General features: G+C 42.8%; 19 protein-coding genes. 7 read left to right on the top strand and 12 right to left on the bottom strand.

Features of this window, described 5'->3' with window-relative positions:
* Window positions 1-259: 259 nt before the first annotated feature.
* On the top strand, window positions 260-559 hold the full coding sequence (locus tag DBR43_RS08320; RefSeq protein ID WP_124579654.1) for a hypothetical protein: 300 nt from the start codon (window positions 260-262) through the stop codon (window positions 557-559).
* Between the two features lie 52 nt (window positions 560-611).
* On the opposite strand, the gene DBR43_RS08315 is transcribed toward DBR43_RS08320, so the two are convergent.
* The gene (locus DBR43_RS08315) at window positions 612-2,387 is read right to left on the bottom strand and encodes a histidine kinase N-terminal 7TM domain-containing protein (RefSeq protein ID WP_124579652.1); all 1,776 of its coding nucleotides are present in this window, start codon (window positions 2,385-2,387) and stop codon (window positions 612-614) included.
* Between the two features lie 157 nt (window positions 2,388-2,544).
* Between DBR43_RS08315 and DBR43_RS08310 the strand changes: the two genes are divergently transcribed.
* Together DBR43_RS08310 and DBR43_RS08305 are read left to right on the top strand one after the other, a co-directional pair.
* The gene (locus DBR43_RS08310; RefSeq protein WP_124579650.1) at window positions 2,545-3,132 is read left to right on the top strand and encodes a porin family protein; all 588 of its coding nucleotides are present in this window, start codon (window positions 2,545-2,547) and stop codon (window positions 3,130-3,132) included.
* Between the two features lie 110 nt (window positions 3,133-3,242).
* Complete coding sequence (locus tag DBR43_RS08305) at window positions 3,243-3,524, top strand: hypothetical protein (RefSeq protein WP_124579648.1); 282 nt, start codon at window positions 3,243-3,245, stop codon at window positions 3,522-3,524.
* On the opposite strand, the gene DBR43_RS08300 is transcribed toward DBR43_RS08305, so the two are convergent.
* From DBR43_RS08300 to DBR43_RS08290, 3 genes are all read right to left on the bottom strand, one after another.
* Window positions 3,521-4,441, bottom strand: a complete 921-nt coding sequence (locus tag DBR43_RS08300) for a YihY/virulence factor BrkB family protein (protein ID WP_124579646.1) — start codon at window positions 4,439-4,441, stop codon at window positions 3,521-3,523. The two genes, DBR43_RS08305 and DBR43_RS08300, sit on opposite strands and share 4 nt — an antisense overlap.
* A gap of 125 nt (window positions 4,442-4,566) precedes the next feature.
* The gene (gene hppD / locus DBR43_RS08295; protein WP_124579644.1) at window positions 4,567-5,697 is read right to left on the bottom strand and encodes a 4-hydroxyphenylpyruvate dioxygenase; all 1,131 of its coding nucleotides are present in this window, start codon (window positions 5,695-5,697) and stop codon (window positions 4,567-4,569) included.
* Window positions 5,698-5,731: 34 nt separating this feature from the next.
* The gene (locus DBR43_RS08290) at window positions 5,732-6,898 is read right to left on the bottom strand and encodes a homogentisate 1,2-dioxygenase (RefSeq protein WP_124579642.1); all 1,167 of its coding nucleotides are present in this window, start codon (window positions 6,896-6,898) and stop codon (window positions 5,732-5,734) included.
* Window positions 6,899-7,224: 326 nt separating this feature from the next.
* On the opposite strand from DBR43_RS08290, the gene DBR43_RS08285 reads away from it, so the two are divergent.
* Together DBR43_RS08285 and DBR43_RS08280 are read left to right on the top strand one after the other, a co-directional pair.
* On the top strand, window positions 7,225-8,223 hold the full coding sequence (locus DBR43_RS08285) for a fumarylacetoacetate hydrolase family protein (RefSeq protein WP_124579640.1): 999 nt from the start codon (window positions 7,225-7,227) through the stop codon (window positions 8,221-8,223).
* Window positions 8,224-8,331: 108 nt separating this feature from the next.
* Window positions 8,332-9,219, top strand: a complete 888-nt coding sequence (locus tag DBR43_RS08280; RefSeq protein WP_124579638.1) for a flavin reductase family protein — start codon at window positions 8,332-8,334, stop codon at window positions 9,217-9,219.
* Here the strand turns inward: DBR43_RS08280 and DBR43_RS08275 are convergent.
* The 8 genes from DBR43_RS08275 to DBR43_RS32900 all read right to left on the bottom strand — a co-directional run bounded on the left by DBR43_RS08275 (window position 9,214) and on the right by DBR43_RS32900 (window position 17,976).
* The gene (locus DBR43_RS08275; protein WP_124579636.1) at window positions 9,214-9,750 is read right to left on the bottom strand and encodes a C40 family peptidase; all 537 of its coding nucleotides are present in this window, start codon (window positions 9,748-9,750) and stop codon (window positions 9,214-9,216) included. The two genes, DBR43_RS08280 and DBR43_RS08275, sit on opposite strands and share 6 nt — an antisense overlap.
* A 61-nt stretch (window positions 9,751-9,811) precedes the next feature.
* Window positions 9,812-10,513, bottom strand: coding sequence for an SDR family NAD(P)-dependent oxidoreductase (locus DBR43_RS08270; protein ID WP_124579634.1), 702 nt, complete (start codon window positions 10,511-10,513; stop codon window positions 9,812-9,814).
* Entirely contained in the window at window positions 10,514-12,292 is a 1,779-nt protein-coding gene (locus DBR43_RS08265; protein ID WP_124579632.1) for an aromatic amino acid hydroxylase, read from the bottom strand.
* A 117-nt stretch (window positions 12,293-12,409) separates the two neighbouring features.
* Window positions 12,410-12,895: a GtrA family protein gene (locus tag DBR43_RS08260; RefSeq protein ID WP_124579630.1), complete on the bottom strand. Its 486-nt coding sequence runs from the start codon at window positions 12,893-12,895 to the stop codon at window positions 12,410-12,412.
* 2 nt (window positions 12,896-12,897) lie between these two features.
* Window positions 12,898-14,826, bottom strand: coding sequence for an LTA synthase family protein (locus tag DBR43_RS08255; protein ID WP_124579628.1), 1,929 nt, complete (start codon window positions 14,824-14,826; stop codon window positions 12,898-12,900).
* Window positions 14,827-14,972: 146 nt separating this feature from the next.
* Entirely contained in the window at window positions 14,973-16,496 is a 1,524-nt protein-coding gene (locus DBR43_RS08250) for an FMN-binding glutamate synthase family protein (RefSeq protein ID WP_124579627.1), read from the bottom strand.
* A 327-nt stretch (window positions 16,497-16,823) separates the two neighbouring features.
* Window positions 16,824-17,513, bottom strand: coding sequence for a CAP domain-containing protein (locus DBR43_RS08245; protein WP_124579625.1), 690 nt, complete (start codon window positions 17,511-17,513; stop codon window positions 16,824-16,826).
* Between the two features lie 298 nt (window positions 17,514-17,811).
* Complete coding sequence (locus tag DBR43_RS32900; protein WP_158622457.1) at window positions 17,812-17,976, bottom strand: hypothetical protein; 165 nt, start codon at window positions 17,974-17,976, stop codon at window positions 17,812-17,814.
* Between the two features lie 194 nt (window positions 17,977-18,170).
* Between DBR43_RS32900 and DBR43_RS08240 the strand changes: the two genes are divergently transcribed.
* The gene (locus tag DBR43_RS08240; protein ID WP_124579623.1) at window positions 18,171-19,280 is read left to right on the top strand and encodes a porin; all 1,110 of its coding nucleotides are present in this window, start codon (window positions 18,171-18,173) and stop codon (window positions 19,278-19,280) included.
* Window positions 19,281-19,299: 19 nt separating this feature from the next.
* Window positions 19,300-20,730: an anion permease gene (locus tag DBR43_RS08235; protein WP_124579622.1), complete on the top strand. Its 1,431-nt coding sequence runs from the start codon at window positions 19,300-19,302 to the stop codon at window positions 20,728-20,730.
* Window positions 20,731-20,740 lie beyond the last annotated feature (10 nt).

Below are 20,740 nucleotides of genomic sequence, written 5' to 3'. Positions count from 1 at the left end.
TAAGCATGGTTTATAATGGGTCATCAACAGCGCTAAAGCTCGTTTTGTTGCAATTTTTAAGCAGAATGCTGATGATGGTTTAATCAAATTATAACCGGATTTTCAAAACCTGTATTTGATAAACTAAGTTATTAGTTATTCATTAATAATCCAAATCTGAATGTCATTATCTGCTTTTTATCGAAAAAAAGAAAACATATTGACCTGTTAAACGGTTGGTTAAGGTATACATCAAATGTTAATATTAATATAAAAGCATATGGATACTTTAAAAAAGTTTGAATTAATGGAGAAGATTGTCAGAGAGTTGGAAGATTTACAACACTCGCAACAGGCGATTATCCAGAAGATAGGAAAGATCGAAGTGGACAATATTGAGCTGGGCGATAAAAGACTGGATAAAGACTTACCGGATATGCACCAAAGGGTTTCGGATAACCTGGATACCATTGTAGGAATCCTTCAGTATTTTGCGGATAAAACTCAAAACTTCGGAGATAAAAACAACGTAGACGCGTTAAAAGAAAGACAGGCAATTAATGATGCCACTGGTAATTAGCCAGGCAAATTATAAAAAAGGCCAGCACGATTGTGCTGGCCTTTTTTTATGACTAACCCATCCCTGATGTGGGTTCTATAGGGATAAACAGGTGGAAGGTGGTGCCTTTTCCGAATTCGCTTTCCACAGTAATCCTGCCTTCATTTCTTTCCATAAACTCCTTACATACCATGAGTCCAAGGCCGGTGCCTTTTTCGTTCATTGTTCCCCTGGTGGAGATATTGTCGCCGCCAAACAGTTTTTTTAAGGCATCTTTTTTAATCCCTGTTCCATTGTCAGCAATGGAAAGCAACATCTGTCCCTTGTGATAAACGGCGGTAATGTCGATCTCACAGCCTTCATAACAGAACTTTATCGCATTGCTCAACAGGTTTCGTACCACAATCTGGATCATCAGCATATCTGCGTAAACGATATTTCCCGGAAATACGTCCTGTATAATTTTTACATTTTTTGATGCAGCGGAAGGCAAATGGTAATTTACTTCATTCACGATCATGCTTTTCAGGTCAAAATACTCTTTACTGATGCCATAACCTTTCAGCTGACTTCTGGACCAATGCAGGATGTTCTCCAGTAAATCTGTGGTATACAGGATGTCTTTATTTAATATCGGAGAGAGTTCTTTAAACTCCTCAATCGTGATCAGGTTGTTCGAAATCATTTTGAGTACTTCGGAGAGGTTTACCAATGGTCCCCGCAAGTCATGGGCAATGATTGAAAAGATCCTGTCTTTTAATTGGTTCAGCTTTTTGAGCTCTTCAGTTTGCTGCTGCGATTTCAGGGCTTCCTGTTTAAAATGGGTGAGGTCCTGTAATTTAATGATGGTCGCATCGTTATTCAGCCGGTTCTCATCAAGGTATAGGATATCGGCTTCCAAATCAACAGGGCCGGACTGACTCGCGATGTGCAGCTCTATCTTTCCCGACCGGTGTGTTTCCAGAAATTCAAAAAAGGCCTTCTGCTCCGGAAAGAATGTCTCAATTTGTGTCCCAATGATCTTTTTACTGTTTGGGTCCGTCAGGTATTTTCTGAAAGCGTTGTTATAATCAATCACCCGGTTCTTTTTATCGATCACCAGAAAGCCATCCTGGATTAAATCGAGCACCTTTTCTCTGGCAATCGGCAATACATCAAAGAGCTTGAACCTGTAGATCGCAATGGCGATGAAGAAAATCGTTGCCGCGAAAGAAAAAGGAGTAAGGTCCAGATTCCCAACCGGGCGGAAACCCAGGACATAAGCAATATTCGTTATCCATGGAATAATTGCGGCAATGACGACACTGTAATTCTGACTTTTATAGATCGGATCGGCTTTGCGAAAGGTGGCAATTAACAAATAGCTGCCAAAACCGAGTAAAACATAGAAGTACCCGGTGAATAATTTATAAGAGATTCCCGGTACAATGTATACCATTGGAAATTCTCCCGTTTTATCCATGTAATAGTTTTTGTAATGCAGATGGTGGAAGCTGTTTGTCCAGACCAGGAGCGTAACCGTTACCGTGACCCCAATTAAAATGAAAATACTCAAAGGATGCCGGTACCACTTTTCTTTACCGGCTATTTTCAAGCAGAATAAAACCCAGCAGAGGGGGAGGGTGGTAATCCCTATATACTCGATGTTGATGAAAAACTTTGCCTGATCCAATACAGAACTGGCCAGTTCAAGCCCATATGCCAATGACCAGATCGCATTGGAAAGCATCATTAAGCCAAATACCTGCACCGCGCCATGCTTTTTTTTATAAGCATACCAGGAGAAAAAAAGCATGATGCCCCCGGAGAATATTAAAAATAAGGAGTAGACATTAAATGTAAAATCCATTTAAACAGTAGATGAGAATGCAATTTATAAGATGCCTCAAATATACCCCATACTTAATGATTGCTAATATAAAACTACGTAATTTAGTTATGAATTAAAAATATTCTTAGTTTTACATAACAGTTATCTATATCAACTTATCATTACATTATACATTATGAAAAAAATAATCTTATCTGCATTATTCATCTGTTCCAGCATGATGGCTTTTAGTCAGGTGTTACCTAGTTTCCAATTCGGACTAAAAGGTGGTGCCAACCTTACAAAATTTAGCACCAAAGGTACTTTTAACAGCGAAAACAGAGCAGGATATTATGGTGGTGTCTGGGCGCGTATCGGTGCTGCAGGCATTCACTTACAACCGGAGCTTTACATCTCAGGAAAAAATACAACTTTAAAAGATGGTGCCGGTGTAGAGAACAAAGTCAACTTTACCAGTTTAGATATCCCCGTTTTGGTAGGTACTAAAATTGGTGCTGCTGGTGTTGGTATCCGTTTAAATACAGGACCTGTGGTTTCTTTTATCCTGAATAAAGATCAGTCTATCGGTGACGCAACGAGCTCGGCACTTAAAGGAAACTTTAAAGATCAGAACTTTGCATGGCAGTTTGGAGCTGGATTAGACATCAGCAAATTAGGCATCGACCTGAGATACGAACAAGGTCTTTCTAAAATTGGAAAAGACGACTATAATGCTAAAAAACTAGGCCTGTTTACTTTAGGATTGGCTTACCGGTTATTCTAAAAACAAAAGTTTTCAACATTTTGTTGAAAAGGGGTGAGCATCAATTGCTTACCCCTTTTTTTGGCTTTAAAATTGACAGTATCATTCTCCCTAACTTAAATAATACGACTATGAATATCAAAGAGTTATTATTAAACGGAAAGAGCTTCTCAGAGCTCTTAAAACAGTTCTCCATCGAAGCAGATGATGTTAAAATTCAGGACGAAGATGTCATCCTGTCTGACCAGATTTTGAAACACCAGGAAGTGGTAAGGGAGAGCATTTGTATTGAAGGAAAAAATAAAGAAGGAATCGTGAACTTTTTCGGAACCCTTCATTATAACTTGTTGAGCAAGCTGGCTGTATTTGAGATGCAGGGATTTGAGAAGATTACTTCTCCTCAGGTTTGTTAGGTATCCTTGATCACCTCTTTGATTTCATAATTAAATGTGCCTTTAATGGGGCGTATGGGAGTCTTTTTGTCGTCACTCAGCACTTTCACATAGCAGGCGCCGAAATAGAAAATGAAAGAAGAATAGAATACAAACAACATAATCAGGACGATAGAGCCTGATGTCCCATAAATATTGCCTATCCCGCTCAGGGGTAACATAATCCTTAGAATATACTTTCCGATTGTAAATAAGAGGCCCGTCAGGATGCCGCCATGGATGGCCGATTTCCAGGTCGGACGGCCATTGGTCAGAAAGCGGAACAGTACCGTAAACCAGACCGTCACGATGACCATAAATAAAGCCTGATTTAATATCGAGAGAAATAATTTTGCAAATGTAGGTGCCGCATTGTTAATGTAAACCCCGATCACAGCCTGAATACTATCGGTCAGCAGGCCGACAAAAAACAGGAGTCCCGCCAGTAAAATAATGACGAAAGAACGGGCCCGGAGCTGCATCTTAAAATAAAAACCTGCCTTTGCCTTGATGCCGATAGACCAGATCTGGTCCATGGAATTTTTGATCACCGCAAAGAGTGTGGTGGCCACGAAGATGAAAAAGATAAAGCTCAATATGGTGGCATACCATTCATGATCAACACCCCTGATATTTCTTAAGGTCTGCCGGATCTGATGGGTACTGCTGTCGTCGAGCACACTGCCCAAACGTTCAAACAACCGGTTCACCAGGGTTTTCCGGTCCATAAAAAAACCAAATAACCGAATCAGGATGATCAGGATGGGAGGGATGGCGAAATTGGCAAAAAAAGCAGTTGCTCCTGCAAGGCGTAAAGGATCGTTCTTTTTGAACAATTTAAACGCAGTACCGAAACGCCTGCAAAATAATGAGATTTTGTTGATGCTGTTAATTTCCATTCCCCCTCAGATTGCCTAGAGGCCCGAAAATAGCTAAATTTTTCAAATCTGAAGGGAATGTAACATAAAAAAGCCAGTACTGTATCACAGACTGGCTTCGTTTTATGAATAATAATGGTCAGTTTTTATAAGTTTCCTCTCAGTTCCTGCTCACGTTCCAATGATTCAAATAAGGCTTTGAAATTACCTGCACCAAAGGATTGTGCACCTTTTCTCTGGATGATCTCAAAGAATAATGTAGGGCGGTCTTCTACCGGTTTGGTGAAGATCTGCAACAGATAGCCCTCTTCATCACAATCTACCAGGATGCCCAGTTCTTTCAACTGTGCGATCTCCTCGTCGATTTCTCCTACACGCGTTGGCATCATGTTGTAATAGGCTTCAGGGGGTGCACTTAAAAACTCAACCCCTCGAGATTTTAAGTCCCTTACAGTAGACAAAATATCTTTTGTCGCTACCGCAATGTGCTGCACCCCTTCGCCTTCATAAAACTCTAAATATTCTTCGATCTGCGATTTTTTCTTTCCTTCAGCAGGCTCATTGATTGGAAACTTTGAAAATCCGTTACCATTGCTCATCACCTTGCTCATCAGGGCAGAATATTCGGTATTGATCTGCTTGTCATCAAAAGAAAGAATATTGACAAAGCCCATCACTTCCTCATACCATTTCACAGTTTCGTTCATTCTGTTCCAGCCCACGTTTCCTACGCAGTGGTCAATGTACAAAAGGCCTGTTTCTTTCGGTGCGTAATCGCTTTTCAAATCCTGAAATCCGGGCATGAAAGTACCCGTATAATTTTTACGTTCAATGAACATGTGGATGGTTTCGCCATAAGTATAAATACCAGACATCTTCACTTCTCCATGTTCATCGGTTTTTGTTACCGGCTCCAGATAAGGTTTTGCACCACGTTTGGTGGTTTCCTCAAATGCGCTGTAGGCGTCATCTACCCAAAGGGCAAGAACTTTTACCCCGTCACCATGTTTTTTTACATGCTCCGCAATCGGGCTGTCGGATTTCATGGCGGTAGTCAGTACCAGCCTGATTTTTCCTTGTTGTAAGACATAAGAAGCGCGATCGCGAACGCCTGTCTCCGGTCCTGCATAAGCTAAGGATTGAAAGCCAAATGCTGTTTTATAGTAATGTGCAGCCTGCTTTGCGTTTCCTACATAGAACTCTATGTAATCCGTTCCATTGATCGGAAGAAAATCCGGTGCTTTAGCAATCTTTTCTGCAAATGTTTGTGTACTCATGATTAGATATTTTTTTTAAACGCTGTTTGTCTGATTATTCTACGTTATGCTGCCAGCTTTTGTGATAGCTTTCGTCCTCGATCTTTATGGCATCTTCGGTTAGCATTAAAGGACGGAAAGGGTCAATCATTACGGCCAGCTCCTGGGTGCTTTCCTTACCGATTGATTTTTCTACCGTTCCAGGGTGCGGTCCATGAGGAATTCCACCCGGATGTAAGGTGATTTGTCCTTTTACCACGCTTTTCCTGCTCATAAAATCACCGTCTACGTAATACAAAACCTCATCACTGTCCACATTGCTGTGGTTGTAGGGTGCAGGAATGGAAAGCGGGTGGTAATCGTATTTACGTGGAACGAAGGAGCAGATCACAAAGTTATGCCCTTCAAAAGTCTGGTGTACGGGAGGTGGCTGGTGCAGACGACCGGTAATCGGTTCGAAATCATGGATAGAAAAAGCCCATGGATAATGGAAGCCGTCCCAGCCTACAAAGTCAAAAGGATGGGTCCCATAAGTATAAGGGTACATCAGGCCTTGTTTCTTGATCAGCACTTTGAAATCACCGACTTCATCAATGGTCTCCAGGTCTGTAGGGCGTTTAATGTCGCGCTCACAATATGGTGAATGTTCCATTAACTGTCCGTATTCATTCCTGTAACGTTTTGGAGAGCGGATCGGGCTGAAACTTTCTGTGATAAAGAGTCTGTTGGTCTCATTATCAAATTCCATCTGATAAATGGTTCCTCTTGGGATCACCAGGTAATCTCCGTACTCAAAACGGATTTTTCCGAAGCCTGTTTTTAAGGTTCCGCTTCCTTCATGAATGAAGATCACCTCATCTGCCTGACTATTCTTATAAAAATAATCGGTCATCGACTTTCTTGGTGCCGCAAGCGAGATGTGCAGGTCACTGTTCACCAATACCGGTTTCCTGCTTTCCAGGTAATCGTCTTCCGGTTTCACGTTAAATCCGATCAGGCTGGTATGGCGCAGGTGTTTCTCACGGGCGATTTTAGGCTCTACAGAATACGGTTCCCCAAGGGATTTTACGATGGTTGGCGGGTGACAATGGTAAACCAGTGAATATAAGCTTGAAAACCCTTCAGTAGAAACTAGTTCTTCTGCGTATAAATTGCCATCTGGTTTTCTAAAAACGGTATGGCGTTTCGCAGGAATGGTTCCTAAGGTATGATAAATAGGCATAGCAGTAGGTTATTTTGGTTAGAGTAATATATATTAATAACGATAAAACGCGGAAAACGTTTTATAAAAGTAGCGGGAAAAGCTAAATGGAGTATTGGGCAAAAATGATCTTGGAAAGCATCGCATACCGAAACGCGGCCAACGCTTGTCTGGCTACTTGATTTTGATATGTGAGGTGCTGTATCATTTTGTTTGCGTCAGCTAAATTAAGGAATAAATCCAGTAATCAACAAACAATAAAAGAGATTTAATGGAGATAATTTTTTTATAGCCATCGTTGCTGTAATTTTATATAGCTTTGAACAACTACATAAAAAACTGAGCATATGAAGCTGGTATCCTATAAAACAGAAGACAGAGAACACCTGGGTGTTTTTGTAAACGGACATATTTATAATCTGAATTCATGCGACAAGCAATTGCCGAATGAGATGAATGCTTTTTTAGCGGGCGGAGAGGAATTGATGGACCGTGCAAAAAAGATTGATGCACAAATTAAATCAGGTGAGATTGAACCTAAAGAAGAAGCCTTCTATGAACTGATCGCTCCGGTACCGCATCCAACCTCCTGCAGGGACGGATACGCCTTCCGTCAGCATGTAGCTGCGGCAAGAAGGAACCGTAAAGTAGATATGATCGCTGAATTTGATCAGTATCCTATCTTTTATTTCACCAACCACAATGCCATTCAGGGCCCCGGAGAGATCGAATGTATGCCCGATCATTTCCAAAAGCTTGATTTTGAGCTGGAGGTTGCCATCGTAATCGGTAAAAAAGGAAGAAACATTACGGCTGCAGAAGCGGATGATTATATCGCAGGTTATATGGTGATGAACGATATGAGCGCGAGAACCCTTCAAATGGAGGAGATGCTCTTGAATTTAGGCCCGGCAAAAGGAAAAGATTTCTCTACCGTAATCGGCCCCTGGCTGGTTACTCCGGATGAACTGGAGCAATATAAAGTAGCGGCTAAACCTGGTCATACCGGAAATGCGTACAACCTGAAAATGACTTGTACAGTAAACGGAGTAGAAGTATCTGCCGGCAATATGGCCGATATGGACTGGACTTTTGCAGAGATCGTGGAACGTTGTGCGTATGGTGTAGATATTCTGCCAGGTGATGTGATTGGTTCAGGAACCGTAGGTACAGGATGCTTCCTGGAACTGAACGGGACCGGATTACTGAACAATCCTGATTTCAAACCGCAATGGTTACAGGACGGTGATGTCGTGGAAATGGAAGTTACCGGACTTGGACATCTAAGTAATATCATTAAAAAAGTGGATTCAGATTTCTCTATCCTTGCTTTGAAGAAAAAATAAAACCATTCCCCTAAAGCGCAACCCGGTTTAGGAGATTTCATATGCCCTGAAAATATCGTCCTTCCCGAACTGAAGAGCGATGTTTTCGGGGCTTTTAAACAGAAGAATATGCTGACTATCGACGTCGCCGAACTTTCCCCTGCCCAGCTGCAGAATTACATGCAATATGCCATTGCTCCAAGGCCAATCTGCTTTGCCACTACCATTGATAAAGATGGAAACATCAACCTGAGCCCTTTCAGCTTTTTCAACATGTTCAGTACCAATCCTCCTTTATGTATCTTTTCTCCTGCGAGAAGGGTGCGGGACAATACCACTAAACATACCCTGGAAAATGTATTGGAAGTGAAAGAATGTGTGATCAATATTGTAAACTATCCGATGGTTCAGCAAATGAGCCTGGCGAGTACAGAATATGCAAAGGGAATCAATGAGTTTGAAAAATCAGGCTTTACGATGCTGCCTTCACAACTGGTTAAACCACCAAGGGTAGCCGAAGCTCCGGTACAGATGGAATGCATCATCAGGGAAGTGATCCATCTTGGAGAGAACCCGGGTGCAGGAAACCTGATCCTGGCGGAGGTAAAACTCATCCATATCAAGGAAGAGATCCTGGATACCGATGGAAAGATTGACCAGGCAAAAATAGACCTTGTAGCCCGTCTGGGTGGCGACTGGTATTGCCGCGTGACCCCCGAAAACCTTTTCAAAGTAGCGAAACCTTTAACCACACTGGGCATTGGCGTAGACGCTTTGCCTTCTGCCGTAAGAAATTCACATGTGCTGAGCGGGAATGACCTTGGAATGCTTGGAAATGTAGAGCATTTGCCTTCTGCGGATGAAATCGATGCGATCAGGAATACATCGCTTGTTAAAGAAGTGATGGATGCCACCATCGGTGATGCCACTAACCGCGAACGTGAGCTCCACGAACTGGCAAAACAATGGTTAAGCGAAGGAAAAGTAAATGAAGCGCTAAAAGTAGTTCTGTTATAAAATACTGACTATTTTCATGAAGCGTTTTTTATAAAAACCCTCATTTAAACTCGTAATCGTCACTCCTTTTTTGCTGCCGGAAGAGGAGTGAATGAATTTGATCTCATCCCCGTCTATCGAATAGACGATGCCGACATGGCCAATCCTGCGGACCCTGCTGTTCGTTCCGGTAAATAAGATCACATCGCCTATCTGTGCATCTTCCAGGTTTTTAGCTTCACCTCTGGAGGCAAACTCTCTGGAAGAACGCGGTACTTTAAAACCGAAGTTCTGAAATACATAACTGACAAATCCGGAGCAGTCAAAACCTCTCTTTGGGTTACTGGAAGCATAACGGTACGGAATTCCGATCATGGATTTGGCAAATTCTAACAGCCGGTTGGTAGACTGCGGTTTACTGGCAGGCATTGCCGGCGTAATTTCCATCAGTTTGGATACCAGTTCTTTGTATTGAACGGGAGTCGTGTTTTGCGATCTTGCTGCAAACATACTAAATGAAAGAAAGAGGGAAATGATGATGCTTTTCTTCATAAGGATGGGCTAAAGGTATTAAAATATCTTTAGCCCGTTTATAATGTTGATAACTTGATGATTAAGGGGTGGTTACGGCTACAGGAAGCACTTTTCCGTTGAAAAACTTATGTCCTGTCCTTGCAAAGTCGGCCACATACTTGCCCATTTCGAAAGCCATTACCGGAGATTGATACCCCGGGAATGCCTGTTCCAGCATCTCTGTTTGTGCTGAACCCAGCGCCAGACAATTGATTTTTATTCCCGTATCTGCCAGTTCAAAAGCCAGGCATTCTGTTAAGGTATGCAAGGCAGCTTTGCTCGACGAATAAGCCGCAAGTCCCGGAAATTTAACGCTTCCCTGGAAGCCGCCCATACTGCCGATATTCACAATATGACTGCCTGAAGTCATTAAAGGAAGCAGGTTCTGGATCATGTTAAAATGTCCCATGACATTGCTCTCGAACATCTGGTATAAATCTTCTCTGTTCGTTTCCAGAAAAGGTTTATTGATCAGGGCACCTGCATTGTTGATCAGAATATCTACCCTGCCTAACCTTTCCTTTAAAAAAGGAAGGAGTGCCGCATAATCATCATTTACAATGTCAAATTCTACCGGAAGCAATACACAGTCAGGATTTATTCCCTTTGCAATTTCCAGTAGTTTACGCAGCTTGTCCGCAGAGCGGGCAATACATACGATCTTGTTGTCTTTATTCAGTGCAAATTCCAGGGCAGCTTCAAAGCCTATTCCGCTACTTGCACCTGTTAATACTATATTCATCTAATCTTCTTCAGTAATCAATTGACTCACCGGGTTTTCAATCACATGTAAACCATCTGTGATTAATTTACGGTAATCTGCTTCATTCGCAGCCTTTAGTTCCAGGTAGTCCCGCAACTCCTTCTCGAACGCTGAATCGAGCTTTTTATGATAAATAATCTCGAGAATTTCTAAAGTAGCCAACCAGTCGGAACGGTGTTCTGTCTTTAATTCTTCAAATAGGGAAATGCATTTTTCATAATCTCTTTTCTCCTGTCTGATCGTTCGGATTGCTTTATAGATGTCGTGCAGCTTTTGAGTTTTCTCATCGTAACTCACTTTATGTGTCTGTTTATCACTGATATGGGTGATCTCTTCGTAAGCATCTTTATCTGCTGCCCCGTTAAATACCGAGACGATTTTCTCCCCTACGGCCATATCATAAGTTCCCCATTCCGGTTGGAACAGCACATTGCCATTGCTTTCTTTTACCGTACAATCTTCAAATGCGATCAGGACCGTTTTTTCGGCATGCTTGATGATTTCTTTTACTGTGCCTTTCAGCTGAATCCCGCTGTCGAAAGTCAGGTTCGCAGTTTGTCCTGCTGCAATGCCCAGGTCCTGAAGCTCAGCAAGGCTGAGGTTTTCCAGTACAAGGCCATTTAAGCGGCCAACAGGAGAGGAGAATCCATCTTTATGGTAAAATTTACCATGTCCTTCCAGTTGTTTATAGTCTACGGCCAATGCCGATGGACCTGTTGTTTTTATAAAAGTAAGTTCATCTGCTGCATCGATGCCCATGTCTGTAAAGACACCTGTCACCTGTAAACCCGAACTGTAAACTGCCGTTGCCGGATTTTTACACTCGATTGCTTTGCTCAGACTTTCTGCACCACCGCGTCTGAAAGCCATTGTATCTGCATACTGCTCTAAAACGTCGATCAGGTTTTGAAAAGTGGCGGTCACAAATAATTGCGGCTGCGGCTTGGTGATGTCATATTGTGCATTGATGGCATCTATGGTATACCACTTCTTCTCCACATCATCTTTCATGCAGCTCGAGCTTTCTCCGATAGAAGACAGCAAACCTGCGCCATAAATCTTAGGCTCTTCCAGTGTCCCGATCAGTCCGTATTCCACGGTCCACCAATGCAGGCGGCCCAGGAGTGCCATTTCAGAGGGTTCGCCCATATTCTCGGCCACCACCTGTAAATGTTTTTCTGCTTTTGCGATTTCCTGCTCCGGGGCATCTGCAGATTCCTTTAAAATGGAAAGGTTACGGATGGCCTCATAAAGTTCAAAATCCTTTGATGAAAACATTGCTTTAGCCCCGATAGAGCCAAAATAGCTCAGGTAACTGTTGTAATCTGCGTCTGCAATAATTGGCGCATGTCCTGCCGACTCATGGATGATATCCGGAGCGGGTGTATATTCAATATGGTTGATCTGACGAATGTCTGCGGCAATCACCAATACCTGGTAAGCCTGGTATTCCATGAAAGCTGCAGGAGGAATAAACCCATCTACGGTAACTGCTCCCCAGCCTATTTTGCCAAGGTTATCGTTCATGGTTTGTAAATTGGGGATATACTCGATGCTCAGACCTGCGCGTCTTAAGCCTTTAATATAAGGGTAATAGGCCACCTGTTTCAGGTAGCTATAGTTCTGGCGCATTACATAGCGCCAAACTGCCTGATCGATTGGCGTATATTTTTCGTAATGCTGCTCTACAATAAATTGCCTTAAATGCTTCGGAAGCTTAGCTACTTGGGGATTGTTAAAGTCATTAAAATCACTCATTACGTGTGTTGGTTAGTGTTGGGCCCAATATAAGAAAATCTATGCCTTCCCCTTAAAAAAATGGGGATAGATTTCAGAAAAATAACTCGAAACAGACAAGTTGTACAGTTGTTGTACTTATTTTCTGACCTTAAATGTAAAGTACTTCTGAGAAAAATAACTGAATACGGTAAGGACTACAGTAATGATAATCTTTGAAATTGTCGGATAAAAACCGAAGGCTTCTACCAGCACTTTGAGCATGGCAAGGTTCAGCAGAATGTTCGTCACAAATACAGAACCATAGCGGAAAAGCTGGATCCTTCCCTTGAGGTTTGACTTGGTAAAGATGAGGTATTTATTGAGGATAAAACCGATGCAAAAGGTGATCAGAGATTCAATCGCCAGGGCTGCTACCGGGGCCGTAATCAATTTGGGAAGAAAAGGAATGGAAAGCTGTACATCCTTTTGATGTAAAATCCAGTTATAGGCAATATAATACACCACAATTCCCGATGCGGCGGTGGTACTTCCCGACACAAGGTACCGGAAAGTATGGAGGGATAACCAGCGGGAAAAAGGAGGGTAAAAGAAATCTATTAATCTTAATAACGCTTTACGCATGCTTATTTGAAGGTTAATTTATTCTCTATCATCCTGTTGTTATATTGCTGTCTGAAGGCCTTTAAACTCTTTTCCAGTTTTTCTGCGATCAGTGGTTCCTGTTTCAAAATATTATGTTGAACCAGGCGGTCTGTTTTTAAATTATACAAGGCCTGGTTGTCCTTCCCATCATTTACCAGGTAATAATCGCCCATGTAAAAATTGAAAGAACCATCATTGTTGTTCAGGACAAAGTTATCCGTTTTTTTATCAAAAGCATCAAAACCGAAAGAGAAATAAGGTTTGTCGTAATGCAGGTAGTTCAATACCGTAGGCATAATGTCTATCTGTTGTACCAGTTTATCCTCTTTTCCTTTCAGTTCTCCTCCCGGGCGATAAAACAGAATCGGGATGGAGAAATAACCCGGCGAGTTTTGGTATTCAGGCAGATAAGATACCGTTGCATGGTCTGCACAAAGTACAAACAGCGTATTTTTATACCATGGCATTTTAGCCGCTTTCCTAAAGAAATTGCGCAGGGCCATATCCGTATAACCCAGAGGTTCCTGTACCGGAAGTGGTCCTTTAGGGAATTTGCCCACGTATTCGTCCGGAAGGCGGAAAGGATGGTGGGAAGACAAAGAGAAGAAACTCGCAAAGAAAGGTTGTTTCAGCGTATTGATCTCATCTGCCATATACTGCATGTAGGGATCATCCCAGATTCCCCAGGTACCATCAGAATCACCTTTCTTCTGGTACTCATTTTGTCCGAAATATTTTTTAATCCCTGCAAGGTGGGTATAAGAAGAGAAGCCCATGGAGCCGTTTGGTGCGCCATGAAAAAAGGCAGTCTCATATCCTTTTTCTCCCAGCAACTGGGCAATACTCGTGGTTTTATTGCCGGAATAGATGGAAAGTACGAAAGGTTCATTAATGGAAGGGATTCCGGTAATGACAGAAGGCAGGGCATCTATGGATTTACGTCCGTTGGCATAGGTATGGGTAAAAGTATAACTTTCGCCCACCAGCGAATCCAGGAAAGGGGTATAGCCCTTATACTTGCCTCCCAGTAAGTCTTTATTGAGGCTGCCTACATGCTCTTTGCCCAGGCTTTCGATAATCAGAAAGACCACATTCAGCTTTTTAAAAGCAGCGGTATCTGCTGGCTGATGGATCGGGTTATAGATGCTGTTCAACGTTTTTTCATCGTAATAATTTACCGGCTTTAATTTGGAAACCCTGAGTGTCCTGATGATGGCAAAAGGGGTATTGAGCACCAGGCTCATTTGATCCGGAGTGTCTACAAATTCACCGGCATTGCTCAGGGTAATCGGTCTGGTGCCGAAACCCCATCCGCCACGCACACCTGTGATACACATTAAGGTGATGGCAAATAACAATACCGTATGTAAAAGGTAGACCGGCCAGGTAAATTTGACGGTATTTTTAACCTTTACCAATTGATAAAGTTTGTGGAAAGCCCAGATGAAAACCGCAAGCAGCAGCAAGAGGTACCAGTAATCCTTTAAAAAGTCGACAAACAGCTTAAATTTATTCTGTTCATTGCTGAACTGACCGAAAACTGTAGCGGTCGTTCTTTTTAAGGTAAATTTATAATATACAAAATCAATCAGGTTGGCGATGATGCCAAGACTGTTGGTAATGAGGAACAGCCATTTGCAAAACTTTTGAAAACCTTCACGGTAACGGAAGGGGAAGGGAATCAGATGAAGCAGGATGTAAATCGCATTGATGTAGATTAAAGCAGAAACATCAAATTTAAGTCCGCCCCAAAGCATGTACAGGTATTTCGGAAAGGTAATGTTCTGAAAAAGTCCCTGATTAAAAAGGTAAAATCCAATTCTGCAGAGGGTATATAGGAACAGCAATATCAGGAAGCGATAGGCCAATACCAGATAGAGGTTGAGCCCTGTAGTGTCTTTTATTTTCAAAGTCTTGATTTTAACCCTGCAAATTTAAGTATTGATAATGATTTATTGATGTTTAATTAACAGGCATAATATATATAAAATTAAAAAGGGCTGTCTCCTTTTACAGAAGACAGCCCTTTTGTCCATTTGATATTCCCGATGTATCACTAAGAGAAATAGATCTCCTTGAAATTCAGGGTTTTCGTGGTATCAATTCTTCTGTTGAAACGTTCCGGTTTAATCTCCGAAAGGGTATCAAATCCGCAGGCTTCCATCAGTTCTACTGTTGCGTGGACAGTGTTTTTATGGAAATTTGCTACGCGGTGTTTTTTGTCGGTCACATCGATCCCTTTGAACAAACTCTTGTCCTGGGTAGCGATTCCTACCGGACATTTACCGCTGTCGCATTTCAGGGCCTGAATACAACCCAGGGCCATCATCATTCCTCTGGCACTGTAGCAGGCGTCGGCACCAAGGGCAACCACCCTCATGATGTCAAATCCGGTGATGATCTTTCCCGAAGCCAGAATTTTAATGTCGTCTCTAAGTCCGTATTTCTTTAAGGTGATGTTCACGAATGAAAGGGCGTCCAATAGTGGCATCCCCACGTAATCTGTATATTCAAGCGGAGCTGCTCCGGTTCCGCCTTCTGCACCGTCAATAGTGATGAAATCCGGAGAGATTCTGGTCAGTGACATGGCTTCACAGATGTCTATAAATTCCTGTTTGCTTCCGATACACAATTTAAAACCTACTGGTTTTCCTCCTGAAAGCTCACGCAGCTGCTGTATGAAACGCATCAATCCTGTGGCATTGGAGAAAGTGCTGTGTGCCGGAGGAGAAAGGATCGTTGTTCCTGCCACTACGTTTCTGATCTCTGCAATTTCAGGGGTATTTTTCGCCGCCGGTAAAATCCCGCCATGTCCCGGTTTTGCACCCTGAGATAATTTCAGCTCAATCATTCTCACATACTCTCTTTTGGAGTTTTTCTGGAATAGGGCCGGATCAAATTTTCCTTCCGCATCCCTGCATCCGAAATATCCCGTCCCTACCTGCCAGATCAGGTCGCCACCACCTTTAACGTGGTAAGGACTGATTCCTCCTTCGCCGGTATTGTGGGCAAAGCCATTGAGGCTGGCTCCATTGCTTAAGGATTGGATGGCTGTTTTGCTCAGGGCACCAAAACTCATAGCACCAATGTTCAGGATGCTCAGGTTGTAAGGTTGTAAACAGGCCTGTCCACCTACTTTTACGCGGAGGTCCATATTGTTTAATTTCTTAGGGTAAATGCTGTGTGATACCCATTCGTATCCTTCCTGATAAGGGTCTACCTGCATTCCAAAAGCAACGGTTTCTCTTTCATTTTTTGCCCTTTGATAAACAATAGAGCGCTGGCGGCGGTTAAAAGGTTTTCCATCCAGTTCCGATTCGAAGAAATACTGGCGCATTTCAGGCCTGATGGATTCAAAGAAATAACGTAAACGGCCAATTACCGGGTAATTGCGCAATACGGCATGTTTCGACTGAAAACGGTCGTAGGCCAATGCGGTAACTAAAATAACCGGTAAGGCGATCAACAGGTGGAATGCAGATTTTTGATAAAATGCGTTCACGATTAAAGCGACAATGCCCAGTAAGGCGATCCAAAGAAATACTGTTCCAAGTATAGAACGAAATTCTTTTTGTTTCATAAATTGAGGATAAATAAAAGGAAAATGGTCAGACTGACAGGAACATGATTTAAGAATCGTATGCCTTCAGCATGATTTAAATGGTGATTTTGATAAATGAACAGGCCCCTGAATCAAAGAAATCTTATGTTGGAAGATTCGGGGCAAAGAGAATAAAATCTCTACAGGTACTCTGAAAGGCAAAGCCAAAGGCGTAATTGTCTCTAACATATCGGCGGAAACGCCTATACACAGTTATATATTTACCCTCACTTGCTTTCATCCGGGCAAAGCTCGGCACCTTTTTCATCAATTCAAAGCAATTCTAAGTTATTTAATTGTAAATAATTAATCCGGAAGGGATACGAAGTCTATTACTGCACAATAACGGTAGCGCCTGTGAGGCTGAATGCTCAAGCCTACAGTATTTAGTTTTGAAGAGGTATTCAGGATGAGCTTTCGATGGCCAAGGTCTGCAACCCCCTTGTCGAGCAGCAACATACAGACGTTGGATAAGCCGGATGTAAATCCAAAAGCCAGGCATTCTCCGTTTGATTTATTGGGATATATCCTTCCAATACGTTGTTGGACGGTACGTCCGTCTTTAGAAGTATGTCCTGCAAAATTATTTCTGTTCAGGTCTTTTGCGTGTAATTTAGCCACGTTGCTGAGCGCTTCATCCGGCCAGAATACAGGGAAATCCTTCACCTTCTCCAGGTCTCTGCGGAGACTTTTATAATAATTGTCGTTCCTGTTTACCCTTACTTCATTGTAATTACCGTATTGCTGCATTTGCAGGTTATGGGCGTCAACAAATTCCTGAAAATAGGTGTCGAAAAATTTGGCTCCATCCATTCTTGCAAGGTTCATGTAAATGACCATATCTTTTTCCTCGGCGGTGAGGTAATCGGCATTGCCGGCGGTATTGGCCATTCTTAATTCCTCTTTTGTCCAGCTGTCGTCGGGGTCTGATTTTTCGGAAGTACCGGCTGACAGGAGGGGAAACAAGAAACAAAGGGCAATGGTGATCATTTTCATATGCGCTTTAACGCAAAAAACCGGCCATCTAGTATCTTTCGCCTTTTATTCTTCAATGAGGTTCAGGCGAGTGGGGCAAAGAAATAATAATTTCCCTCTTTAGCAGGCTGGGATGCTCTGGTAACAGGCTGGGATGCTCTGGTGCATCATCAGCGAAGGGCAGGAGCTAAGTGTATTTTCTTATTCTAATAATGACAATTATTGGTGCGTAATGCCAATTAAAAGACAACAAGGCAGATTATGAAAATAATTATAAAAATATTTTTACTGAGATATAATAATCTGAATTTATGAGCGTCTATATATGTGAGAGCGTTAATTTAAACGGGGGAGCTTCGGACGAGGCTTCCCCGTTTTCCTTTAACAGGATTTCCGGCCTGCCTGTCAGGAATGCCCGGTCCACCGAAGGCCATGATACCAGCTCTTTAATCAGGACATCCTTCTTTTTGATAAACCACCCCATCTTTTTGATAAATCAATCCTTCTTCTTCTTGATAAAAATGTGATTCCCCGGAATTCTTTTGTTAATGATTTTCATTCGATTCCATGCTTTCTGTCAGCTTTTTTTTAGATGAATTGAAAAAAATCTGAAAAAAATGTTAACTTTCAATAGGTACCAGCTACCGTTTGAGTTTTTTATCCCTTAACTTAAATATAATGAAGCCCAATTTAACGCTCCTTTTCCTCCTTTTTTTACCTTTTCTATTAAATGCCCAGGGGATTGATATTCCGGTCACATCGAAAACTAAGCTCAACTTTTCCGGAATGCTGCAGAGTCAGTTCAACTATTCCCTGGATGATGACGTTGACATTAAAGGGTTGCACCATTCAGGTGATGAACAGGTTTCTCATAACTCATTTTCTGTAAAAAGAGCCCGTCTGCAACTCAATGCCACGATCAGCGACCGCATCAATGCGGTGATCCTGGTAAACTTCGGCGACTTTACCGGAAACCCCCAAAATAAAGTACTCGAAAATGCATTTATCAAATACAGCGTAAATGACTATGTAAACTTCCAGTTTGGTCAGTTTCGTCCGCAGTTCGGACAGGAAGACAACTATCCGGTAGATTTTGTGCAGTCTATAGATTATTCCAATCAGTATTACCTGTTTGGGGGCAACAGCTGGCAGAGTTTCCAGATTGGTGCCAGTTTCTCCGGAAAGATCAAAGATATTGCCGTTCCTATAGAATATTCGATCGGGGTCTTTAATGGCAATAACCGCAATACCGTAGACAATGACGACGGAAAGATCTTCCCCGCGAGACTGGTATTCGGGCTGAGTAAAGACACGCATTTGGGCATCAGCGGGGGAGCAGGTAAAAACATGGGGCAGAAGATCTGGGCCTATGGACTGGACCTTGACTATAAAAAACAACTCAATGAAAAATGGGGGGTAAAATTCACCTCCGAATTCAAACAGGGAATCAATAGTCTGGAATTCTTTAGCCAGACCACACCAGTTATTCCGGTAAGCAGGTACGCGATGCGCGGAATCTATGTCTTGCCCAATGTAAGTTACAGCTTTAAAAATACCAGGTTAAAAGACCTGGAATTCGCCTTTCGTTACGAATATCTGGATGCTGATTTTAAGCAATCCGGGAACGCCAGACAAACTTACATCCCTATGCTCAGCGCTTCTTTTGCAGAGGCCTACGCCATCCGTGTTCAGCTTGGACTGATGATGGACAGGTATCAGAGAAACATACCAAACACCACAGAATACAATACCAACAGGGTGATCTGCCAGGTGCAGGCACGTTTTTAAAGATCTAAAACAATACACTATGCAAGAAATTAACTACAAAATGATGCTGGTTACCCTGGCCTTTGGGGCGATCATTTGGTTTTTGCCCATCCCGGACGGTGTTAAGCCGGAAGCATGGCACCTGCTCGCAATTTTTCTTGGAACGATTCTGGGCATCATCCTGAAAGCGGCTTCAATGGGAACGATGTCGATGATCGCGATTGCTACCGTGGCCTTGTCGGGGGTTCTTGCACCGGGAAATCCGGGAAAATCCATCACTTTGGCTTTGAGTAGTTTTGGAGATAAAGTGATCTGGCTGATAGGGATTTCCTTTTTTATCGCCCGTGGCTTTATTAAAACCGGATTGGGCAGCAGGATTGCCTATCTTTTTGTCCGGGTTTTCGGTCGCAGTTCTTTGGGCTTAGGTTATGGGCTCGGACTGGCAGACCTGGTGCTTGCGCCAGCCATTCCCAGCAATACGGCCCGTGGAGGTGGGATTATCTATCCCATCATGAAGGCGATGGCCCTGAACTTCGGCTCTGTCCCCGAACAACCCGAAACACACCGGAAACTGGGGGCTTACCTGAGTTTGAATTGTTACAACATCAACCTGGTCACTTCTGCCATGTTTCTTACCGGAACGGCGAGTAACCCGATGTGTCAGAAATTTGCAGCCGACCTTGGCATCCACATCACCTGGATGTCCTGGATGTGGGCAGCCATTGTGCCCGGGATCATCTCGCTGATCGCTGTGCCTTATATCCTGTACAAAATATATCCTCCCGAGCTTAAAAAAACAAGTGGTGCGACACAAATGGCGGCAGAGAAACTGAAAGAAATGGGCGCGGTGACCACCAATGAATGGCTCATGCTGACTGCTTTCGTGGTCCTGCTGTTTTTATGGATTACCGGAGATTTCTTTAAAATTGATGCGACAACTACGGCTTTTATCGGCCTGGTCTTCTTATTGCTTTCCAGGGTACTGACCTGGGAGGATGTGAAAAGTGAAAAGGGTGCATGGGACACGATCGTCTGGTTTTCGGCATTGGTGATGATGGGCAGTGCCCTGAACCAACTGGGCCTGATCCCCTGGTTCAGTAACCTGGTGAAAGCCAAAATCGGCGGAATGAGCTGGACAATGGCCTTTCCGATCATTATCCTGGTTTATTTCTACAGTCATTATCTTTTTGCCAGCGCTACGGCACACGTGGCTTCCATGTATGCGGCATTGCTGGGGGTAGGAATAAGTATTGGAATTCCACCGATGCTGCTGGCTTTATCCCTTGGTTTTTGTGGTGGGATATTTGGAACATTAACCCATTATGGGCATGGCCCGGCACCGGTATTTTTTGGCAGTACCTATGTCGAAGTCAAGGACTGGTGGTCGCGTGGATTCATATTAAGTATTTTCTTCCTGATCATCTGGATGGGCATCGGAGGCCTCTGGTGGAAAGCAATTGGTTTATATTAAATGAAATAGA

Origin of the sequence: Pedobacter sp. KBW06 (genome assembly GCF_003852525.1) — a bacterium.
Taxonomy (GTDB): Bacteria; Bacteroidota; Bacteroidia; order Sphingobacteriales; family Sphingobacteriaceae; genus Pedobacter.
This window is presented reverse-complemented; position numbering and strand designations above follow the sequence as displayed.